The sequence below is a fragment of the Sphingomonadaceae bacterium OTU29LAMAA1 genome (assembly GCA_024072375.1).
Classification (GTDB): Bacteria; Pseudomonadota; Alphaproteobacteria; order Sphingomonadales; family Sphingomonadaceae; genus Sphingomonas.
The window spans coordinates 2735001-2753341 of the sequence record CP099617.1 but is presented as its reverse complement, the minus strand read 5'-3'; the positions used below and the strand labels follow the sequence as shown (position 1 = coordinate 2753341).

At 65.1% G+C, this 18341-nt stretch carries 15 protein-coding genes, 1 tRNA gene and 2 rRNA genes (1 of these 18 only partly in view); 3 read left to right on the top strand and 15 right to left on the bottom strand.

Going from position 1 to position 18341, the window contains the following annotated elements; all coding sequences use genetic code 11:
• Positions 1 to 2 precede the first annotated feature (2 nt).
• Positions 3 to 1394, bottom strand: a complete 1392-nt coding sequence (gene nhaA, locus NF699_13390) for a Na+/H+ antiporter NhaA (GenBank protein USU04045.1) — start codon at positions 1392 to 1394, stop codon at positions 3 to 5.
• A gap of 106 nt (positions 1395 to 1500) precedes the next feature.
• Positions 1501 to 2937, bottom strand: a complete 1437-nt coding sequence (locus tag NF699_13385) for a L,D-transpeptidase family protein (protein USU04044.1) — start codon at positions 2935 to 2937, stop codon at positions 1501 to 1503.
• A gap of 281 nt (positions 2938 to 3218) precedes the next feature.
• Here NF699_13385 and NF699_13380 point away from each other — a divergent pair, with 281 nt between their 5' ends.
• Positions 3219 to 3707 carry a DUF882 domain-containing protein gene (locus NF699_13380; GenBank protein ID USU04043.1) on the top strand — a complete coding sequence of 163 codons (489 nt, stop codon included), beginning with the start codon at positions 3219 to 3221 and terminating at the stop codon, positions 3705 to 3707.
• A 19-nt stretch (positions 3708 to 3726) separates the two neighbouring features.
• On the opposite strand, the gene NF699_13375 is transcribed toward NF699_13380, so the two are convergent.
• Positions 3727 to 4263 (bottom strand): hypothetical protein, encoded by a 537-nt coding sequence (locus tag NF699_13375; GenBank protein ID USU04042.1) that lies wholly within the window; start codon positions 4261 to 4263, stop codon positions 3727 to 3729.
• Positions 4264 to 4472: 209 nt separating this feature from the next.
• On the opposite strand from NF699_13375, the gene NF699_13370 reads away from it, so the two are divergent.
• The gene (locus NF699_13370; GenBank protein ID USU04041.1) at positions 4473 to 5246 is read left to right on the top strand and encodes an SDR family oxidoreductase; all 774 of its coding nucleotides are present in this window, start codon (positions 4473 to 4475) and stop codon (positions 5244 to 5246) included.
• Here NF699_13370 and NF699_13365 read toward each other — a convergent pair.
• The 9 genes from NF699_13365 to NF699_13325 form a co-directional block, all read right to left on the bottom strand.
• On the bottom strand, positions 5240 to 5413 hold the full coding sequence (locus NF699_13365) for a hypothetical protein (GenBank protein ID USU04040.1): 174 nt from the start codon (positions 5411 to 5413) through the stop codon (positions 5240 to 5242). The two genes, NF699_13370 and NF699_13365, sit on opposite strands and share 7 nt — an antisense overlap.
• Entirely contained in the window at positions 5410 to 6519 is a 1110-nt protein-coding gene (locus NF699_13360; GenBank protein USU04039.1) for a PepSY domain-containing protein, read from the bottom strand. Before NF699_13360 ends, NF699_13365 begins: the two co-directional genes overlap by 4 nt.
• A complete protein-coding gene (locus NF699_13355; protein ID USU04038.1) occupies positions 6519 to 8669 on the bottom strand; it encodes a TonB-dependent receptor in 2151 nt (716 codons plus the stop codon). Before NF699_13355 ends, NF699_13360 begins: the two co-directional genes overlap by 1 nt.
• 360 nt (positions 8670 to 9029) lie before the next feature.
• On the bottom strand, positions 9030 to 9743 hold the full coding sequence (locus tag NF699_13350; GenBank protein USU04037.1) for a zinc-binding dehydrogenase: 714 nt from the start codon (positions 9741 to 9743) through the stop codon (positions 9030 to 9032).
• 42 nt (positions 9744 to 9785) lie between these two features.
• Positions 9786 to 10082 (bottom strand): alcohol dehydrogenase catalytic domain-containing protein, encoded by a 297-nt coding sequence (locus NF699_13345; protein ID USU04036.1) that lies wholly within the window; start codon positions 10080 to 10082, stop codon positions 9786 to 9788.
• A gap of 61 nt (positions 10083 to 10143) precedes the next feature.
• Positions 10144 to 10866, bottom strand: a complete 723-nt coding sequence (locus tag NF699_13340; GenBank protein ID USU04035.1) for an SDR family oxidoreductase — start codon at positions 10864 to 10866, stop codon at positions 10144 to 10146.
• Positions 10863 to 13118, bottom strand: coding sequence for a hypothetical protein (locus NF699_13335; protein ID USU04034.1), 2256 nt, complete (start codon positions 13116 to 13118; stop codon positions 10863 to 10865). The genes NF699_13340 and NF699_13335 overlap by 4 nt, the downstream gene beginning before the upstream one ends.
• 61 nt (positions 13119 to 13179) lie before the next feature.
• Entirely contained in the window at positions 13180 to 13500 is a 321-nt protein-coding gene (locus tag NF699_13330; GenBank protein USU04033.1) for a hypothetical protein, read from the bottom strand.
• Positions 13425 to 14693 carry an MFS transporter gene (locus tag NF699_13325; GenBank protein USU04032.1) on the bottom strand — a complete coding sequence of 423 codons (1269 nt, stop codon included), beginning with the start codon at positions 14691 to 14693 and terminating at the stop codon, positions 13425 to 13427. Before NF699_13325 ends, NF699_13330 begins: the two co-directional genes overlap by 76 nt.
• A 47-nt stretch (positions 14694 to 14740) precedes the next feature.
• On the opposite strand from NF699_13325, the gene NF699_13320 reads away from it, so the two are divergent.
• Positions 14741 to 15295 carry a hypothetical protein gene (locus NF699_13320; protein USU04031.1) on the top strand — a complete coding sequence of 185 codons (555 nt, stop codon included), beginning with the start codon at positions 14741 to 14743 and terminating at the stop codon, positions 15293 to 15295.
• Between the two features lie 469 nt (positions 15296 to 15764).
• Here the strand turns inward: NF699_13320 and NF699_13315 are convergent.
• From NF699_13315 to NF699_13305, 3 genes are all read right to left on the bottom strand, one after another.
• Positions 15765 to 15841: transfer RNA gene (locus tag NF699_13315), tRNA-Met, on the bottom strand.
• A 152-nt stretch (positions 15842 to 15993) separates the two neighbouring features.
• Positions 15994 to 16108 (bottom strand): 5S ribosomal RNA (rrf, locus tag NF699_13310).
• A gap of 211 nt (positions 16109 to 16319) precedes the next feature.
• Positions 16320 to 18341 (bottom strand): 23S ribosomal RNA (locus NF699_13305) (it continues 777 nt past the right edge of the window).

Genomic DNA, 18341 nt, shown 5'->3' with positions numbered 1-18341 from the left:
GATCAATGCGCGTCGCCGTCGCGGGCCGCGGCACGCCAGAACATGATATAGCCGAACAGGCCGGATATCAGTGATGCCGCGAGGATCGCGAGCGAAGCCTGTTCGGTCTGCTCCGGCCGCTCGAACGCCAGCTCGGCGATGAACAGCGAGATGGTGAAGCCGATCCCCGCGACTCCGCCGATACCCAGCACCATGCCCCAGGTAACGCCCTCGGGCAGCGCCGCACGGCCCGATCTGGTGGCGAGCCACGTCGCGCCGAGGAATCCGAGCGGCTTGCCGATCACCAGCCCCGCGACGACGCCCAGGCTCAGCGGCGCATGCAGCGCCTCGGCGATCAGGGCGGGGGAAAAGTGGATGCGTACGTTGGACAGCGCGAACAGCGGCAGGACGATGTACGACACCCACGGCGTCAGCACGCGGACCAGTCGCTCCGCCGCCTCGTCCGTCGCCGCCGCCATTTCGTGGATATAGCCCAGCCGCTGCTGCGCCTCCTCGCGCCGTTCCTCCGCTTCCGCATCGTCGTCGGCCTGCTCGGCGGCGCGATGGGCCTGCTGGAAGGCGTCGACCGGATGCTGCACCCGCTCGGCGAAACGCCGCTCCGACAGGCGTGAACTGGTCGGTAGCAACAGGCCCACGGCGACGCCCGCGATGGTCGCGTGGACACCCGATCCGAACACGCCGATCCACACGACGATGCCCAGCAGCACATAGGGGATCGGCGCCACCCAGCGCAGCCGCAGCAGGCCGACGATGCCGAGATAGGCGACACCCGCGATCGCCAGGAACCAGGGATGGATCGTCGCCGTATAGGCGATCGCGATCACCAGCAGCCCGAACACGTCGTCGATCGCTGCGAACGCCAGCAGCACCGCCCGTACGGCGGGCGGCAGCCGGGTGGTGAACATCGCGACGATAGCAAGGCTGAATGCGGTATCCATCGCCGCGACGACGCCCCAGCCGTGCTGCGTATCGGTGCCATGGTTGAACGCGAGGTACAGCGCCACCGGTACGATCAGCCCGCCGATCGCGCCGGCCACGGGGAATGCCGCCGTCCTGAGCGACGACAGCGATCCCTTGACGAATTCACGCTTCACTTCCGTGCCGATGATCAGGAAGAACAGCGGCATCAGCGCATCGTTGATCCATTCCGCCGCCGGCCGCGCGATCGACCACGCGCCATAGCGGATCTCCACCGGCCGGTCCCACAGCCGTACGTAATCTGCCCCGATCGGCGAATTGACGACGACCAGTGCCACGATCGACGCCAGCAGCAGCGGCCCGCCGGAAATCTGGCCGATCGCGAAGAACGGCTCGATCTTCTGCAGGAACGCCGCCGCCGGCGAATGATGCGCACGCGCCGCAACGCGCCCGGAAAGGCGCGAGCTGAGCGCCATGTGTCTATCCCGTCCGTTCAGTGTCGTGAGGGATACGGATGATACCCCGCGCCCGTTCCGCCGCTATCCCCGCACCGTCACCGCGCCGCCGGCAACGGGGCATGGATCAGGGCCCGACATCCGCGGCACCGCTCTGCACGCGCAGCGCCTTGCCCGCCTTGAATCCCAGCGCCGCACCGACCCGGTCGTCCCAGCCATAGGGATCGTTGCGCACGACCGGTTCGCCGGCGTCGTCGAACAGCACCGTCTGGTACAGCATGCGCACCGGGATCTGCCGCGGCAGCTTGACGAAGGTCTCCTTGCCGGTCTCGCGCGCCTGATGCCATTGGTCGACCACACCCTGATCCCTGGCCAGCATCTCGGCGAAGCCGAGTGCATCCTCCACCCGGACGCAGCCATGGCTGCGCTGGCGCTGCACCATCGCGAACAGTGGCTTGGCCGGCGTGTCGTGCAGATAGATCGCATGTTCGTTCTGCATGTCGAACTTCACCAGCCCCAGCGAATTCTTCGGGCCGGGCTGCTGCACGATCCAGCCGTCCTTCCAGACCATGTTGTTGGCCTTCAGATAGCCGGCGCCCTTCTTCGCGATCTCCTTTTCCTGGATCGAGCGCGGCACCGTCCACGTCGGATTCGCCACTAGCCGGAAGATCGGCGAGCCCAATTGCGGTGTTTCCGTATCCGGTTCGCCGACGATCACCTTGCGACTGTCGACGATCTTGCCGTCGCGCCAATAGGTCAGCCGTGCCGCCGCAAGGTTGACGTCGATCCGCGTCGCCGGCGGGTCGCGCTGCAGCCAGCGCAGACGTTCCATCGCCACGGCGATCGCGCGGCTGCGGTCGGCATCCGACATGTTGAGGATGGCGAGCGCCTCGCTGCCGATGATGCCGTCGGGCTTCATCGCGTAATCCGCCTGCATCCGCCGCACCGCGGCAACCATCGCGGAGCTGTAGCGGTCACCCTGCGCCGCATCCGCAGCGAGGTAATCCAGCACCACCAGTTCGCGCGCGATCGCGGCAAGCCGCGGATCGGCCGCGCCCGGCTCGATCGCCTTACCGGTGACGGCGATCCCCGCGACCGGCGCGGCGGGCTGCTGTCGCAGCTTCAGATACGCCGCCGACAGCCGTCGGTAATTGTCGTCCTGCGGCGCGAGGCTGTCGAGCCATGCGGTCAGGTCGCCGGCGCGCAACGCAGCGGCCAACCCGGCCTTGAGGTCGCCCTCCGGCCGCGGCACGGTGTAGACCTCGTACAATTTCGTCGGATCGGTTGCGCCGCGGCTCAACGCGGTAGCGAAGCGCAATGCCTGAGCGGTCTGGTCGGCACCGCCGTCGGCCGCTGCGAACGCGACATGATCGAGGCCATGCGCCGCGCGCCCCTCGATCGCCTTGCGCAACTGCCCGCTCGTCCGGTCGCTCCACCGGGCGGGCGCCGCCGCCTCGCCCGGTTCGGCCGTGGCCGCCGTCGTGTTCTGATCCGGCACGACCTCGACGCTACATGCCGACAGCAGCAGCCCCAGCGTCAGCGACTTTCCCCATGTTGAACGCACACATCACTCCCGAAATTTCTGGCTGAACGCGCCACCGACCGGGTCGGCTCCGGCAACGCCGGACAGCACCCGATATCGGACGCCCGTCTGGCGTATCGCGGATGACGATCGGGTGAACGGTGGAAACGCCGCGACGAATGCCCGCCGGCGTCCCGCGGGTAAACGGAAGATTCACCGCATCATGTTGTAAACGCGGCAGCTCTCATCACCGGAATCCAACATTGCCCCATTCCCTGTTATCCCGTCGTAACCTGATTGGTGGCGGGACCGCTGCTCTGGTGATGGCCGCCCTGTCCGAACGGGTGTCCGCCCGCACGCCGGAACGCCGCCTCGCGCTGACCAACCCGAACACCGGCGAACGATACGACGCCTGCTTCTTCGCCGATGGCCGCTATCGTGCCGATGGGCTGGCCGAGCTGAACCACGCGATGCGTGACTGGCGCACGGGTGCGACGCGCGTCATGGACCCCCGGTTGCTCGATCTGCTGGTGCACGTCCGCGACCGGCTCGATGTGGCGCCACACAAGCCGCTGAAGCTGATCTCCGCCTATCGCAGTCCGAAGACCAACGGGATGATGCACGCCCGGTCGCACGGCGTCGCCAGCAAAAGCCAGCATATGCTCGGCAAGGCCACCGACATCGCCATCCCCGGCGTGCCGCTCGGCCGGCTGCGCGATGCCGCATTGTCGTTGCGCGGCGGCGGGGTCGGCTATTATCCGCACGACGGCTTCGTCCATGTCGATACCGGTGCGGTGCGCCACTGGAGCTGACGCCAATCCTTGATGCCGCTCAGGGCACCGATATCGCGCTGCCGGCCTGACGCGGGAACGATGCCAGCACGGCGTCGGCCAAGGTCCGGGCAACCTGATCGATTGCACCGGCACGCGTGCCGGTGACGCGAGCCGTGACGGCCCGTCCCGACCAGACGATCTGCGCATCGGTCCGTCGCGAGATGACGACCGTCAGCTCGGTCACCACCAGATCGCTCAACCGATCGCCGCCGGGCGGAAGCGCGAGGCTGACGCTGCCGTTCAGCGCCGCCAGCGGCGGGGACGATGACGGGATATCCGCGGCCACGACGCCACGCGACGTACGCGTCACCTCCACCCGCGCGATATAGCGTCCGTGACCCTGTCCGGGCAGCGGCGTGAAGCTCAGGCGCAACAGCGCCTGCTGGACCGCATCGTCGAACACCCGGCTCGTTTCCGCCGGCAGCGTCGAGGCGGTGCTGATCGCGATCGTACCTGGCGTGATCTCCCTTCGCGTCGGGGTGGCTTGACCGGGTATCATCGCCGCCCCCAGGGCCGCACCGAGCAGGATGAACATGGTCCGATCGTCTCCGTCGCAGGCATCGCGGAGACAGGCCAACTCGCTGACGTCACCGAATACACAAGATTATACCGCCGAGAGGTGCAAGCGAGCGTGGCCGCCATCCGGTTCCCCACCCTATGCCGAACTGTCGTCCGCCGCGATGAACGTTCGCGGTCGACGATCATTGAGGGCCATGATCACGACCATGACCCGGAGCGACTGCGATGAAGACCAGCGGCAATACCATTCTGATGACCGGCGGCGGCAGCGGTATCGGCGAGGCGCTGGCGCACCGCTTCCATGATCGCGGCGACACCGTCATCATCGCCGGCCGCCGGCAGGAGGCGCTGGATCGCGCCGCCGCAGGGCGCGAGCGCATCCACACCATGACTCTCGACGTCGAGGACGAAGCCGCGGTGGCAGCATTTGCGGAACGGGTCGTTGCCGACTTCCCGTCGCTCAACGTCCTGTTCAACAATGCCGGCATCATGACGTTCGAGGATCTGACGACATCGCGCGATCTTGCCGACGCCGCCGCGACCCTCGCCATCAACATCCTCGGGCCGATCCGGCTGACGGACGCGCTGGTCGATCACCTGACGCGGCAGCCCGATGCCGCGATCGTCACGGTGACCTCCGGCCTCGCCTATGTGCCGCTGGTCGCCGCACCGACCTATTCGGCCAGCAAGGCGGCGATGCATTCCTATACCGTGTCGCTCCGCACCCAGCTGGAGGGCAAGGTCGAGGTGATCGAGCTGGCGCCGCCGGGCGTGCAGACCGATCTGACGCCGGGGCAGGCGAACCGGCCGGGCTATATGCCGCTCGAGGCATTCGCGGACGCGGTCGCCGCACAGTTCGCACAGACACCGACGCCACGCGAAATCCTAGTCGACGAGGTGCAGTTCCTGCGCCAGGCCGAACGGGAGGGCCGGTTCGACGAGACGCTCAGGACGCTGACCGAACGGGCCGCGCAACAGCGAGCGGCCGGGGGTCAGTGACGGACGGTCCGGCCGACGGCGATGGCGATCAGCGCCAGCGGCAGGGTCAGACCGGCCCAGGCGATCCAGTCGACAGCCCCGTCACCCAGCAATCCGGCGATCAGCGCGATCAGGCTGATCGCTGCCAGGGCGACGGGGATGCCGAACGTGCCGCCCCGGCGCGTCATGCCGTCGCTGCCTTTCGCCGGCGGCCCAGCCACAGATAGATACCGCTACCGAGGACGACGATAGCGATCACGTCCAGCAGCGCCCAGATGATCTTGAGCGGCAGGGCACCATAGTCGCCGAAATGCAGTGGCTGCGACAGGCGCAGCGCCAGCATGTACCACGGCATCGACCGCATCGCCGTCAGCCGCCCCGTGCGCGCATCGATCAACGCCGGGGTCAGCAGCTGGCGCGTCGCCGGCGTCGCCCCCTTCAGCCATACCGCGTAATGGTGTTCGCTGCTGAAGCGGGTGCCGGGGAATGCCACGAACTGCGGATCGGTGCCGGGCGCCGCGGCACGGGCGGTGCGGACCGCAGCGTCGAGCGGGCCGAATGCGGCCACAGGCAGCGGCGGCTGCCTCTCATAGGGTCTGGTCAGCGCGGTCAACTGATCGCTGCGCCATACCGCCACCAGCGTCTCCGACAGCGTATTGATGACGCCGGTCAACCCGACGACACCCAGCCACATCGCGGTAGCGATGCCGAGAAGGTTGTGCAGATCGAGCCAGCGGGTGCGGCGACTGCGGGTCGTGCGGACCTCGCCGAACGCCAGTTTGCGCATGAACGGCGCGTAGACCACGATCCCCGACACGATCGACACGCAGAACAGGAACCCCATGAAGCCGAGGAACAGCTTGCCCGGCAGACCGGCGAACATGTCGACGTGCAACCGCAGGATGATCGCCATGATCCCGGCTTCCTCGTCCAGCGCGCCGACCGGCTGCGCCGTGCGCCGGTCGATCGCGGTGATGTGGAGGTTCCCGCGGCCTGGCTGCGCCACCTTTCCGGTGGTGACGTTGGCGACCGGCCGATCGTCGTCGAAGCTCATGAACAGCGGCCGTTCGCCGGGGTACATCCGCATTGCCGTGCGCACGAATGCGTCGAGTGGCAATTGCGGCGTGCCCGCAGGCAAGGCCGCGAGCGGAGGTCGATCGTCGAACGCCGCATCGATCTCGTCGTGGAAGATCAACGGCAGGCCGGTCAGGCACAGCATGAACAGGAACAGCGTGCAGACGAGGCTGGTCCATTTATGGACCCAGCACCACGTCCGCACGGTCCGCGTGCGCATCAATATTCGACCGTGATCGAGGCCTTGGCGGTGCGCGGTTGCCCCTGCAACAGATAGCCGCCGAACGCCGAGGTCCAATAGCGCCGGTTCGCGACGTTCTCGGCGCTGACGCGCAACGTGACCGGATGGTCGTCGGCGACGAGGATATAGCGCAGCCCCAGGTCGAACCGGGTCCAGTCGTCCAGCCGCTGGCGATTGGTCACGTCGAGGTACTGGCGACCGGTGTGGACGACGCGGCCGGTCACCGTCGCGGCATGCAGGAACGGCGGGATCACCTCCAGTCCCAGGTTGACCTGATAGTCCGGCACGCCGATCGCGTCGTTGCCATCGGTCAGCCCGCCCGCGGTGCGTCGCAGCGTGGCGTCGTTGATCGATCCCCCGCCGATGACGCGCAGCCAGTCGACCGGCTCGCCATTGAAGCCCAGTTCGATACCCTGATTGCGTTGCCGCCCGTCGACGACGAAGGTGGTAGCGGCAGGACTGGCCGTCGTCGGCGTCGCGATGCTGTAGCCGTTGGGCTGCGTCGTCCGGTATAGCGCCAGCGTCGCGGTCAGGCGGCGGACCTGCCATTTGGCGCCGATCTCATATTGCGTGGTGCGATAGGGCTCGAACACCTCGCCGGGGTTGGTGATCGTGCCGTTGACCGGTGCTGTCGGCCCCTGAACCAGCCCCTCGATCCGGTTGCCATAGAACGAGAGGGTCGCGGTCGGACGAACGACGATGCCGACGACCGGCGTGGTCGCCGATCGATCGTAGCGGCTGGCCCGGCCGAAGGTGACGCGGTTGAACGCCTCCACCGTCAGGTTCTGCTGGCGAACGCCGCCCGTCACCAGCACCCGGTCGTCGAACAACCCCACCGTGTCGGATACGAACAGGCTGCCGAATTCCGTTCGCGACGCCCGCGGAGGGTTGGCCAGATCGCCGCCGGTGCCGGGCAGGTCGACCGGCCGCGCGACGGCGACAGGCGCGTAGATGTTGGTGATCGTGGTCGTGCTGGTACCGCCGGTCGCGGTACGATAGCCACCCGACGCGAAGGCATTCCTGTTCTCGGCGAGATTGAGCGTCCCGCCAACGCCGATCGCGTGGCTGGTACCGGCAACCGTGAACTTGCCACGCACGCCGATCTGGCCGCTTTCATTATTGTCTTCGCGGGGGACGAACAGGCGTGCCTGCGTCGCTGCACCCGTTGCCGAATTGGTGACGGTCGGCGTCGCGTAACCACCGTCCTCGCGCCCGTCGCGCAGGCCGGCGGCGAGATAGACGGTCCAGTCCGGCGCCACGTCCACCTCGGCCCGCGCGAGCGCATAGACATCGCGCAGCCTGGTGAACGCCCAGGGCTGCGCGTAATTCGCATACGCCCCCGGCACGCGCGGGATCGCGAGCGTGGTGTTGGCTAGGCGCACCTGTGGTCGCGGTTGATAGACGCGCTGGTCTTCGTAACCGACATCAAGGAAGAAGCGGCCAGGTCCGGAACGGAAGTCGAAATCAGCTCCGGCGACGCGCACGCTGCGCCGCTCGTCATCGATCGGGGTGTCTCCGTCGCGATAGACGCCGTTGACGCGGATACCGAATGCATCATTGGCACCGAAACGCGTACCCAGATCGATATTGCCGCCAAAGACGCTGTCGCCGGCGTAGCTTGCCGTCGCCCGCAGCAGCGTCATGTCCGCGCGCTTCGGGATCAGGTTGATCCCGCCGCCCAGACCACTGCCGCCGGGCGCTGCGCCGAACAGGAAGGCGCTGGATCCGTTCAGCACCTGCACGCGGTCGTACAATTCGGGCGAGACGAGCTGGCGCGGCGTGATGCCGTACAGCCCGTCCAGCGCGACGTCGTCGCCCGCCAGCGGAAAACCACGAATGACGAACAGTTCGGACTGGTTTCCGAACCCCTGTGTCGTCCGCACCGACGGATCGTTCTCCAGAACGTCTCCAAGCGTCTCGGCCTGTTGGTCCAGGATCAGCTGCGAGGTATAGTTGCGAACATTGAACGGGCTCTCCAGCGCTCCCCGCTCCCCCAACGCTCCGAGCGAGCCTTCACTCGTGACCTGCGCGCGCTGCTGCTGCGCGGTGACGACGATCTCCGGATCGGTCTCGGACGGCCGATCCTGCGCTTGTGCAAAGGCCGGCTGGCCTGCGATGAGCGCAAGCAACGATGCCGATCGATAGAACGTCTTCAATGTGGGACCCGCCGAACTGGTTGACGTCAGCGCTACTAGGCTATTGCGATGCGTTTGCAACATCATACAGGGCGGGGCAGCCGGTATCTCCCTTTCGCCGCCGCTTCGAAGCGCCGTACGTCGGCAGACATCCCCTTCGCTCGTCGGAGCGGGACGGTTGGATTCGCGTTCCCGAAGAAGGCCGGCGCCAGTGACCCGTCCGGTCCGACCTAGGGCTGATCGACATTCGGACTTGAATGGATAAGGCTGCCCAAGAGACATCGTCACCCCGGACGTGTTCCGGGGCGACGATATAAAGAGAAACGTCCGCCGAACGCTGAATGTCGATCGGTTCTAGATCATCAAGGCGACGAATATCGCGCCGGTGCGATCCTTGTCTTGCGCGATGTCGAACGCGTCGTTGATCCGATCCAGAGGAAAACGATGCGTGATGAGCTTTTGCGTCCGGAGCTTGCCGCGGGCGACGAGTTCGAGCACTTCTTCCTGCTCGGGATAGAGGTCGTGGAAGGCGAAGCTGGCGCTCGGGATCAGCGCGATCTCGCTCATCTGGAGGCGCTGCCATTCCAGTGCGATGCTGGTTTCTCCCTCGTCGAACCCGCCGACCAATATGACTTTGCCGCCGCGCCGCACCAGTTTCGTCGCCAGCGGCAGGGTGACGGGCATCGCGGTGCCGCCGGCGCACTCGAACACCACGTCGCAGCCGCGGCCGCCCGAAAAGTCCATGGCGGCAGCGACGGGATCGACCTCGCTCGACAGGACGGTCCGGTCGGCGCCGAGTTCGCGGGCGACGTCCAGAGAATGCGCCACCGTGTCGACGATCAGCACGTCTGCGCCGCTCGCCTTCGCCAGCATCATCTGGCCGAGTCCGATCGGCCCGGCGCCGACGATCGCGACCTTTGCGTTGATCGTCAGGCCGGACAGATGCTGCGCGTGAAGGCAAACCGCATAGGTGTCGAGCAGCGCCGCGTCGTCGAAGCCGACATGATCGGGCAACCGGTAGAGCTTGTGCTGCGGGCCGGCGACATATTCGGCATAGGCGCGCGACACGCTGGCCCGGCGGGTCGGATAGAGGTCGGGGCAGCGATTATACTAGCGCGCGCGACACCAGTCGCAACGGCCGCAACCGAGCACCGATTCGACCAGCACCCGGTCCCCCGGCTTGACGCGGGTCACATCCGCGCCGACCTCGACCACCTCGCCGGCCATCTCATGGCCCATGATACAGCAACGCAGCTGCTCTTCCGGCTTTTTCCAGTGGCGCAGGTCAGTGCCGCAGATGCCCGCGACGCGGATGCGGACCTTGGCCCAGTCGGCGGCGGGCAGCGCGGGCTCCTCGACCTCTTCGATGGTGAAACGGCCGTCGGCGGTCTTCAATGCGGCTTTCATGCGTCGATCACTCCGGAAAGGCGGCGTCCGATCGAGCGGGTGCAGCCCGCGTTTCGCCGGGTCACGAAAGCGCCTGCACCCGCGGCTCGATACGCAGCGACACGATGTCGACCCGCGTCGGCCGCGTCAGGATGAACGACACCGCCTCGGCGATATCCTCCGCCCGCAGCATTTCGGCGCGCGCGATCCTGTCGCGCTGTTCGTCGGCATCGGCCTGCTGCATGTCCGATCCGGCGGTACCCGGTTCGACCAGGCTGACGCGGATGTCGCGGTCCTCCACTTCCTTGCGCAGCGTCTCGGCGAACGCCTGCAACCCGGCCTTGGTGGCGGAATAGACGCTCTCGCCCGGCGCGTGGATGTCGGCGCTGATCGAGCCGATGATGACGATCTGCCCGCCCTTGCCGAGCCGGTCGAGCGCGCCGCGCGTGCAGGCGAGCGCGCCGACGAGGTTCACGTCGATGACGTAGCGCCACGCCTCGTCCGCCATCGCGTCGATCGGGTCCGCGCCCAGCGCCGCGTTCGACACGAGGATGTCGAGCCCGCCCAGTCGTTCGTCGACCGCGTCGAAGATGCGTGCGATATCCTCCCGCCTGGCGAGATCCGCGGTCAGTCCATGCAACTCGCCGCCGCACGCGCGTGCGACCTCCAGTGCCTCGTCCAGCGCCGCGGCCTCCCGGCCCAGCGTCACGACCCGCGCGCCGGCGCGGGCGAAGGCGATCAGCATCGCCCGCCCGATGCCCGTCGTTCCGCCGGTCAGCAGGATACGCTTGCCCGTCATCGTCATGCGTCGCTCCAGTTCAGGATCGCTCGCGCATTGGCGGGGACCAGCCATTCGATACGGTCGTCCGTCACCTGCGACGGCCGCACGCTGTCCCCATCGGCCAGCATCAGCTTGCACGCGGGCAGGGCGCGCCGCCCCCGCCTCACCACCGCGAGCAGCGCGGTGCATTGATCGCCGCCGATCAGCGTCAGGCTGTGCGCGCGCTCGCCGGTGCGTTCGCCAGCCACGATCAGATGGTTGCAATAAATCTGGAACGCGGCCCCTTCGAGCACGTGGAAGGCTCGCGATGCCAAGATGAAGGGCGCGCCGGCGCCGTAGACCTCCTGCCCGACCTGCCCCGGCGGCTGTCCGTCGGCGTAGAGATCCTCGACCGGAAACGAGAGTGCGCGGTCGACGTGACCGTTGCGCCATTCGGTCGCGAGACACTCCTTTGGCAATGCGTCGGGATAATAGAACCACGCCCGGTGCAGGACGAATTTGCAATATTCGGTGATCAGCATCCGCGCTGCCGGGTCCAGTTCCGGCCCGCTGTCATGCAGGACGCGCTCGAATGCTGCGAAGCTGTCGAAACATTCGTATAGCGCCATGTAGGGGGCATCGTGCAGAGCGGTCGCACCGAAGAAGTTGCTGTAATGCTTGGCAGCGGCGATCTGGGATTCCCAGATCTCGCAATTATGGAAGAAGCTGGCGAGATAGACATAGGCCTGCTCGCGATATTCGGAGCGGCCGGTGATCCGCCACAGCCGCATGCAGGCGGTGGCACCCCACGCGGTCAGGTTCGCTTGATATTCGAGCTCGAACCGCATCCCCATCGCTGCGTCGATGGCGGCGCGCCCCTCGTCCAGATAGCGCGCCTCGCCCGTCAGTTCGAAGGCGAGGATCATCACATAGGCATAGAAGCCGCCGACATCGGTCTGACCGTGCGTCTGGTCGCCGCGCTTTGCGGTGACGACCGAAAAGTCGCGGACGTCGTACTGGATCGGAAAGTCGTAGGCGAAGTGATGCGCCGCCCGGATGCCGAATTCCACCGAACGCAGGAACAGGTCGCGCGCCCAGTCCTCGCCATCGAGCGCGAGTTGCGCGAGGTTGCGGAGCGGATGGTAGAGATACCAGGCATCGACCGCGTCGGCATTCTTGTCGTCGCCGACATTGGGCAGATAACGACGCAGCGTGCCGAGGTCGGCATCGAAGAACTTCTCCATCCCCTTGGCCAGTTCGGCTTCGAGCGGCACCGGCTTGCCCGTCCAGCGGGCATAATCGTGCAGCGCCGCGACGATCGTCATCTGCACCATCGAATCCGGATATTCCGCAGCGGTGTACGGGCGTATGTAGCGATGGCCATAGGCCTCGCACGTCGCCTCGGGCGCGGCGTCGAGGTCCTTCAGCGTCCGCTCCGCGCGCGCCAACCAGTCACGGTAGACGACGGTGGGCAGTTGCATCGCCGTATAGGCGACACCCAGCATCTGCACGAACCGGCGCGCCTTTTCCTGTTCGGACGATCCGGCGATGTCGCGCAGCACCAGTATGGCGTCGCCGATCGCGGTCTCCTTGTCGGCGGGCAGCGGATCGACCGGCGGCGTCCCGCTCTGCGGCGGCGTCGGCGGCAGATAGCCGAGTTCCGGCCATTCGCCGCCGACCATGCCCATCGGCGCGGTGCCGGTCGCGTGGAAATAGCCGTTCAGCGCGGTCAGATCCTGCACATAAAGGATATGCCCGAACGCCGGCTGGTCGAGCGTCAGGTAGATCAGCCCGGTGTTGGGTCCGCGCTGCGCCGCCTCGACCCGGCCCAGCGCACCGAGCGGATCGTCGTTGGCATCGATGGGGTACAGGTCGCGGGGCAGGAACGGGATCAGCAGCGGCCGGTCCGGCGTCAGCCACACCCGCACGCGAAACCGGTGCAGATCGACACCGCTGCCCTCCAGCACGATGCGGTGGCGCCCGATCGCGCTGATCGCCTCCAGGTGCAGCGCCTGTCCGTGCCGAACCTTGCGCCGTGTCACCCGGGTGAAGCCGCCCGGGGCATAGGCCGCCCGTATCGCCAGCCCGCCGCGTCCCGTGCGGCGAATCACCGCCCAGATCGAATCGCTGCCTTCGCCCACCTCGACATCGAATTCGCCGGTCGTGAACGTGCCGAGCCGTTTCAGCCCGTCAGCCAGATCGGTGCGCAACGACAGGACATGAAGGCTTGCGCCGACGGCGGACGCATCCGACTGGCGCGTCTCGGTTTTTGTATCGTTCCGGATTGTTGTCGCCATCAGTCGTAGCCTCCGTGCCCGACGATGTTAAGTTGTTGTACGACATGCGAAATAAACTGCGTTACGAACGCCTGTGCTGGTGTGTCGCGGCCTGTGCACGGCGCAGGCGGACGCGCAGGCGGGCATCGCGCAGCAGAGTACCCGGCAGGTCGGTCGCTGCCCGCAGCCCCGCCACGCTGGAGACATTGCGGATCGAGCGGCGGGTCTCCTCGATCACCCGGCCGACCATCTCCCGCCGTTCGACCGCGCCGTGCTCCGCGACCAGCGACAGCCGATGGATCGCGTACAACCCGATGACGCCGGCGATCAGGAAATAGAAATCCCATTGCGAAAGCAGGATCGGCAGTCGGACGATGCCGTTGGGGCTGGTCCACCGCGCCACGAGCTCGAACTGGCGGCGTCCGAAAAATTCGGCAAGCAGCCCGCCGACGATCGGTGCGATCCCGCCGCGACCGCGGTCGTCATCGCGCTGACCGCGACATAGGCGGTGGCCGATCCCTTCGGCGACAGCTTCAGCGCAATGTTGGTGCTGGCCAGCGTCAGTCCGGCGATCGACGCCCCCATGACGACATGCAGCAACACCAGCCAGAGTTGCACGACCTCGCGCGGGCCGAACTGCGATGCCCCCGTCATCGCCACGATGGCGAGGATGTAGACGGGGGTGCACACCGCCAGGACGGATTTGTTGGCGTATCGGTCGCTCAACCGGCCCCACAGCCGGACCGCGGCGATGTTGGCGATCTGGCTGACCGCGTTGAGCACCATGACGAAGCTCACGTCGAAGTGCAGTTGGCGGACGATGAAGACCGTGAAGAAGGGGGTCGCGAAGTTGATCGCGAATTGCGAGCTCGCCACGAACATCAGCAACCGTCTGAAGTTGGCGTCGGCGAAGGGCGAGCGAAGCAGGTCGCGGAGCGACGCCGGGCCGGCGGCGGGCGGCATCTGCGGTTCGGGCATGGCCGCAACCACCGCAGCGCTGATCAGGCCGGTGATACAGCCCGCGGCGAACATGCCCGCGAACACGTAATTGCGCGCCGGGGACGCAGGCGGCGTCGCCTCCAGCGCCAGTGCCGCGGCGAGACCCAGCACCAGACCGATGGCGGTCAGCCACAGCGATCGTCGGGCGAACACCTGACCCAGTCGCTCCTCCGGCGCCAGATCGCGCATCCACGCATTCCAGGCGCAGGCGCCGACCGCACTCATGCCGCACAACACGATCTGGGCGGCCAGAAACACCTGCAGCGCGCCGCTGCCAGCGAAGAACGCGACGCCGGCCATGACCGCCAGCATCGTCCGCCCGATCAGGCTGGTCAGCACCGCGATCCGCTTGCGGGTCCGCCAGCGCTCGACCAGCACCATGGCGGGCAATTGCAGGACCTGCGTCAGGAACGGTGCGCTGGCGAGAAGCCCGATCATCAGACTGGACGCGCCGAGATGCAAGGCGAACGCGGTCAGGATGACGCCGGACGTCAGCGCGCCTGCACCCCCGGAGAAGACCGCGTCGCGCACCAGCAGTTTCAGACCGCGCTCGCGGTCCGCGGCATCCACGATCGGCTGTGGCGTCAGCGTCAGCATCGCCACGCGTTCGAGCCATGTCGGTCGGAGGAACCGATCGTCACCGTATGATCTCCATTACGTGCGAAAGCGCGCTAAACATGCCCCCCTCAACGCCAAAGTCGCCGAGCGGAAACATGAAAGCGCAACAATATCATGACGTTGCGAATGAGCGACAATCGGAGATCGTCGAAACGTCGGCTGAGTGCGCCGCAATCGTGCTAGTGCTGGTCATCGTCATCCTGATCACGATAATCGTCGTCGGCGAAAATGCGGCGCAAAGGAACGATAAGGCGCGCGAACAAGGCGCGCCGACACCGGCGGGCGGGATGCCGCACGTGACGCCGCCCCGTCGCGCGACTGACTCGAAAGAGGCGGTAATGCGCATTCACCGCCTTGCTTGTGGCACCGACTGTCCGTTGCGCGGCGCTGTACGCCGGTCCGACCGCCGGTCGTGGCGAACCTGTTCCTGCTGTTGCAGCCCATCGGCGCGTGAGGCCAGCATCGGATCCGTAGCCGGCGCACGCGGACCGTTCGATCTTGCGGCAGGCGTCTTCGCCGCCATCCGTCCTGCGGCGGCTGCGAGCACCGATCACCTGCGTAGGGCGCTTCTTGGCGCATGATGGTTTCCGTGCCGCTTCACTTCCCCTCTGATGCTGCCAGGCGGCCGGCTTGAGGCCGTTTCTTTTAAGATCGCGGCCTGTGCGGCCCTCCGCGTCGAACTGCATCGTCGGGATCGGTCGCTCGACGATCACCGACCGTCTTGTCGAGGATGCTCCGGTCGCGGCCATGCCAGGCACGCGGCGCGTGCTCGAGGGTGGTGACGACGGCACACGCGTGTCGAGCACCGGTCCCTGCCCTGCCCGATTGCGCCACCTTTGCCCTGTCGCGCGACGGCAAGAATGACGGCAGGGCCATGGGGTAGTCCGGCAGTGGTGCCGGGCGGTCCTTCTAGAAGGTACTCCCGAGAGCAAACCGACGTTTTTGGTCTTCCGGGGATTTGGATGGGACGACGGGAGGCGCCCTGAACCGGCGTCAAGGCACAAAAAAACCGCCTCGGGGGATCCTGAGGCGGTGTGGTTGTTTGTGTGTTGGTTGCGGGGACAGGATTTGAACCTGTGACCTTCAGGTTATGAGCCTGACGAGCTACCGGGCTGCTCCACCCCGCGACGTGGTGCATCGAAGTGGTACTTCGATGCGGGTAACGGTCGTTTTAGACGGCAACGCCCCCGCGTGTATGCGGGGGTGTTGGTGTCTGGTTGGACCAGATGACATGTGGATGGGTTCCAAGCTTTGTATGTTTGTATCCGCCGGCTTCAATGCCTGGCGACGACCTACTCTTCCATCGCTTGAGCGATAGTACCATTGGCGCAGTCGGGTTTCACGGCCGAGTTCGGGATGGGATCGGGTGGGACACCGACGCTATAGCCACCAGGCAATGGAGCGGGCGGATACGACATGCACATCAAAGTGATATTTTGATGTGGTTTGGGCTTTATCCATCACAGCTTGCACTGTGATGGGTTCTAAAATCGATGCACCTTTGTGTGAAAATCACGAGGTTTTATATTCTGGCGTCGAGCATGTTCATCCACGCCGTCGCTGACGCTGGGTTGGACCCAGTGTTGTCATTGATGGTGTGAGACTCTCAAGCGCGAATAGGACAATTAGTATCGGTTAGCTCCATGCGTTACCGCACTTCCACATCCGATCTATCAAGGTCGTGGTCTCCGACCGTCCTATGAAATCTTATCTCGAGGGAGGCTTCCCGCTTAGATGCTTTCAGCGGTTATCCCGTCCGTACATAGCTACCCTGCTGCGCCGTTGGCACGACGACAGGTACACCAGAGGTACGTTCAACCCGGTCCTCTCGTACTAGGGTCAACTCCTCTCAAATTTCGACGCCCACGGCAGATAGGGACCAAACTGTCTCGCGACGTTCTGAACCCAGCTCACGTACCACTTTAATTGGCGAACAGCCAAACCCTTGGGACCTGCTCCAGCCCCAGGATGTGATGAGCCGACATCGAGGTGCCAAACAACCCCGTCGATATGAGCTCTTGGGGGTTATCAGCCTGTTATCCCCGGCGTACCTTTTATCCGTTGAGCGATGGCCCTTCCACGAGGGACCACCGGATCACTATGACCGACTTTCGTCTCTGCTCGACTTGTCAGTCTCGCAGTCAGGCGGGCTTATGCCATTGCACTCTAACAGCCGGTTTCCAACCGGCCTGAGCCCACCATCGCGCGCCTCCGTTACTCTTTAGGAGGCGACCGCCCCAGTCAAACTACCCGCCACAGAGGGTCCCTGTTCCGGCTTACGGAACGAGGTTAGACATCAGAAAACAACAGGGTGGTATTTCACCTATGGCTCCACGACAGCTGGCGCCGTCGCTTCAAAGCCTCCCACCTATGCTACACAGTTCTTTCCTAATGCCACTCTGAAGCTGCAGTAAAGGTGCACGGGGTCTTTCCGTCTAACCGCGGGTACTCCGCATCTTCACGGAGAATTCAATTTCGCTGAGCATGTCCTGGAGACAGTGGGGAAGTCGTTACGCCATTCGTGCAGGTCGGAACTTACCCGACAAGGAATTTCGCTACCTTAGGACCGTTATAGTTACGGCCGCCGTTTACCTGGGCTTCATTTCAGAGCTTGCACCCCTCCACTTAACCTTCAGGCACCGGGCAGGCGTCAGGCCCTATACGTCGTCTTGAAGCCGACTTAGCAGAGCCCTGTGTTTTTGCTAAACAGTCGCTACCCCCTGGCCTGTGCCCCCTCATAACGCTTGCGCGCTGTGAGGGCCTCCTTCTTCCGAAGGTACGGAGGCAATTTGCCGAGTTCCTTCAGGACACTTCTCTCAAGCGCCTTGGTATACTCTACCTGACCACCTGTGTCGGTTTCGGGTACGGTCTATACGGTGGGGCTATTTCCTGGAACAGTTTCGAAGCACGGCCAATCCGATAAGGCCGTACAACACACACCATCCGTCACACACCACCAGGCCCACGAATATTAACGTGGTTCCCATCGACTACCCCCTTCGGGCTCGTCTTAGGGGCCGGCTCACCCTGCGCGGATTAGCCTTGCGCAGGAACCCTTGGTCTTTCGGCGAGAGGGCATCTCACCCTCTTTATCGCTACTCATGTCTGCATTCGCACTTCCGATACCTCCACGACCCATTACCAGATCGCTTCACAGGCTTACGGAACGCTCCGCTACCGCGTACCCTTAAAAGGGCACACCCTAAGCTTCGGTGCATCACTTTAGCCCCGTTACATCTTCGCCGCAGAAACCCTTGTTTAGACCAGTGAGCTGTTACGCTTTCTTTAAAGGATGGCTGCTTCTAAGCCAACCTCCTGGTTGTTTTGGGATTTCCACATGCTTTCCCACTTAGTGATGACTTGGGGACCTTAGCTGTAGGTCAGGGCTGTTTCCCTTTTGACGACGGACCTTAGCACCCGCCGTCTGTCTCCCGGATATCACTCCTAGGTATTCGGAGTTTGGTTAGTGTTGGTAGATCTCGCGACCCCCGCAACCATCCAGTGCTCTACCCCCTAGGGTGTCCATCCGAGGCACTACCTCAATAGTTTTCGCGGAGAACCAGCTATTTCCCGGCTTGATTGGCCTTTCACCCCTAAACACAACTCATCCGGTAACTTTTCAACGTT

Bases quoted from the DNA above. Each gene is read 5' to 3' on its own strand.
- nhaA (USU04045.1), bottom strand. From the start codon at position 1,394: ATGGCGCTCAGCTCGCGCCTTTCCGGGCGCGTTGCGGCGCGTGCGCAT.
- NF699_13380 (USU04043.1), top strand. From the start codon at position 3,219: ATGGCCGCCCTGTCCGAACGGGTGTCCGCCCGCACGCCGGAACGCCGC.
- NF699_13375 (USU04042.1), bottom strand. From the start codon at position 4,263: ATGTTCATCCTGCTCGGTGCGGCCCTGGGGGCGGCGATGATACCCGGT.
- NF699_13370 (USU04041.1), top strand. From the start codon at position 4,473: ATGAAGACCAGCGGCAATACCATTCTGATGACCGGCGGCGGCAGCGGT.
- NF699_13365 (USU04040.1), bottom strand. From the start codon at position 5,413: ATGACGCGCCGGGGCGGCACGTTCGGCATCCCCGTCGCCCTGGCAGCG.
- NF699_13360 (USU04039.1), bottom strand. From the start codon at position 6,519: ATGCGCACGCGGACCGTGCGGACGTGGTGCTGGGTCCATAAATGGACC.
- NF699_13345 (USU04036.1), bottom strand. From the start codon at position 10,082: ATGAAAGCCGCATTGAAGACCGCCGACGGCCGTTTCACCATCGAAGAG.
- NF699_13340 (USU04035.1), bottom strand. From the start codon at position 10,866: ATGACGATGACGGGCAAGCGTATCCTGCTGACCGGCGGAACGACGGGC.
- NF699_13335 (USU04034.1), bottom strand. From the start codon at position 13,118: ATGGCGACAACAATCCGGAACGATACAAAAACCGAGACGCGCCAGTCG.
- NF699_13325 (USU04032.1), bottom strand. From the start codon at position 14,693: ATGCTGACGCTGACGCCACAGCCGATCGTGGATGCCGCGGACCGCGAG.
- NF699_13320 (USU04031.1), top strand. From the start codon at position 14,741: ATGATCTCCATTACGTGCGAAAGCGCGCTAAACATGCCCCCCTCAACG.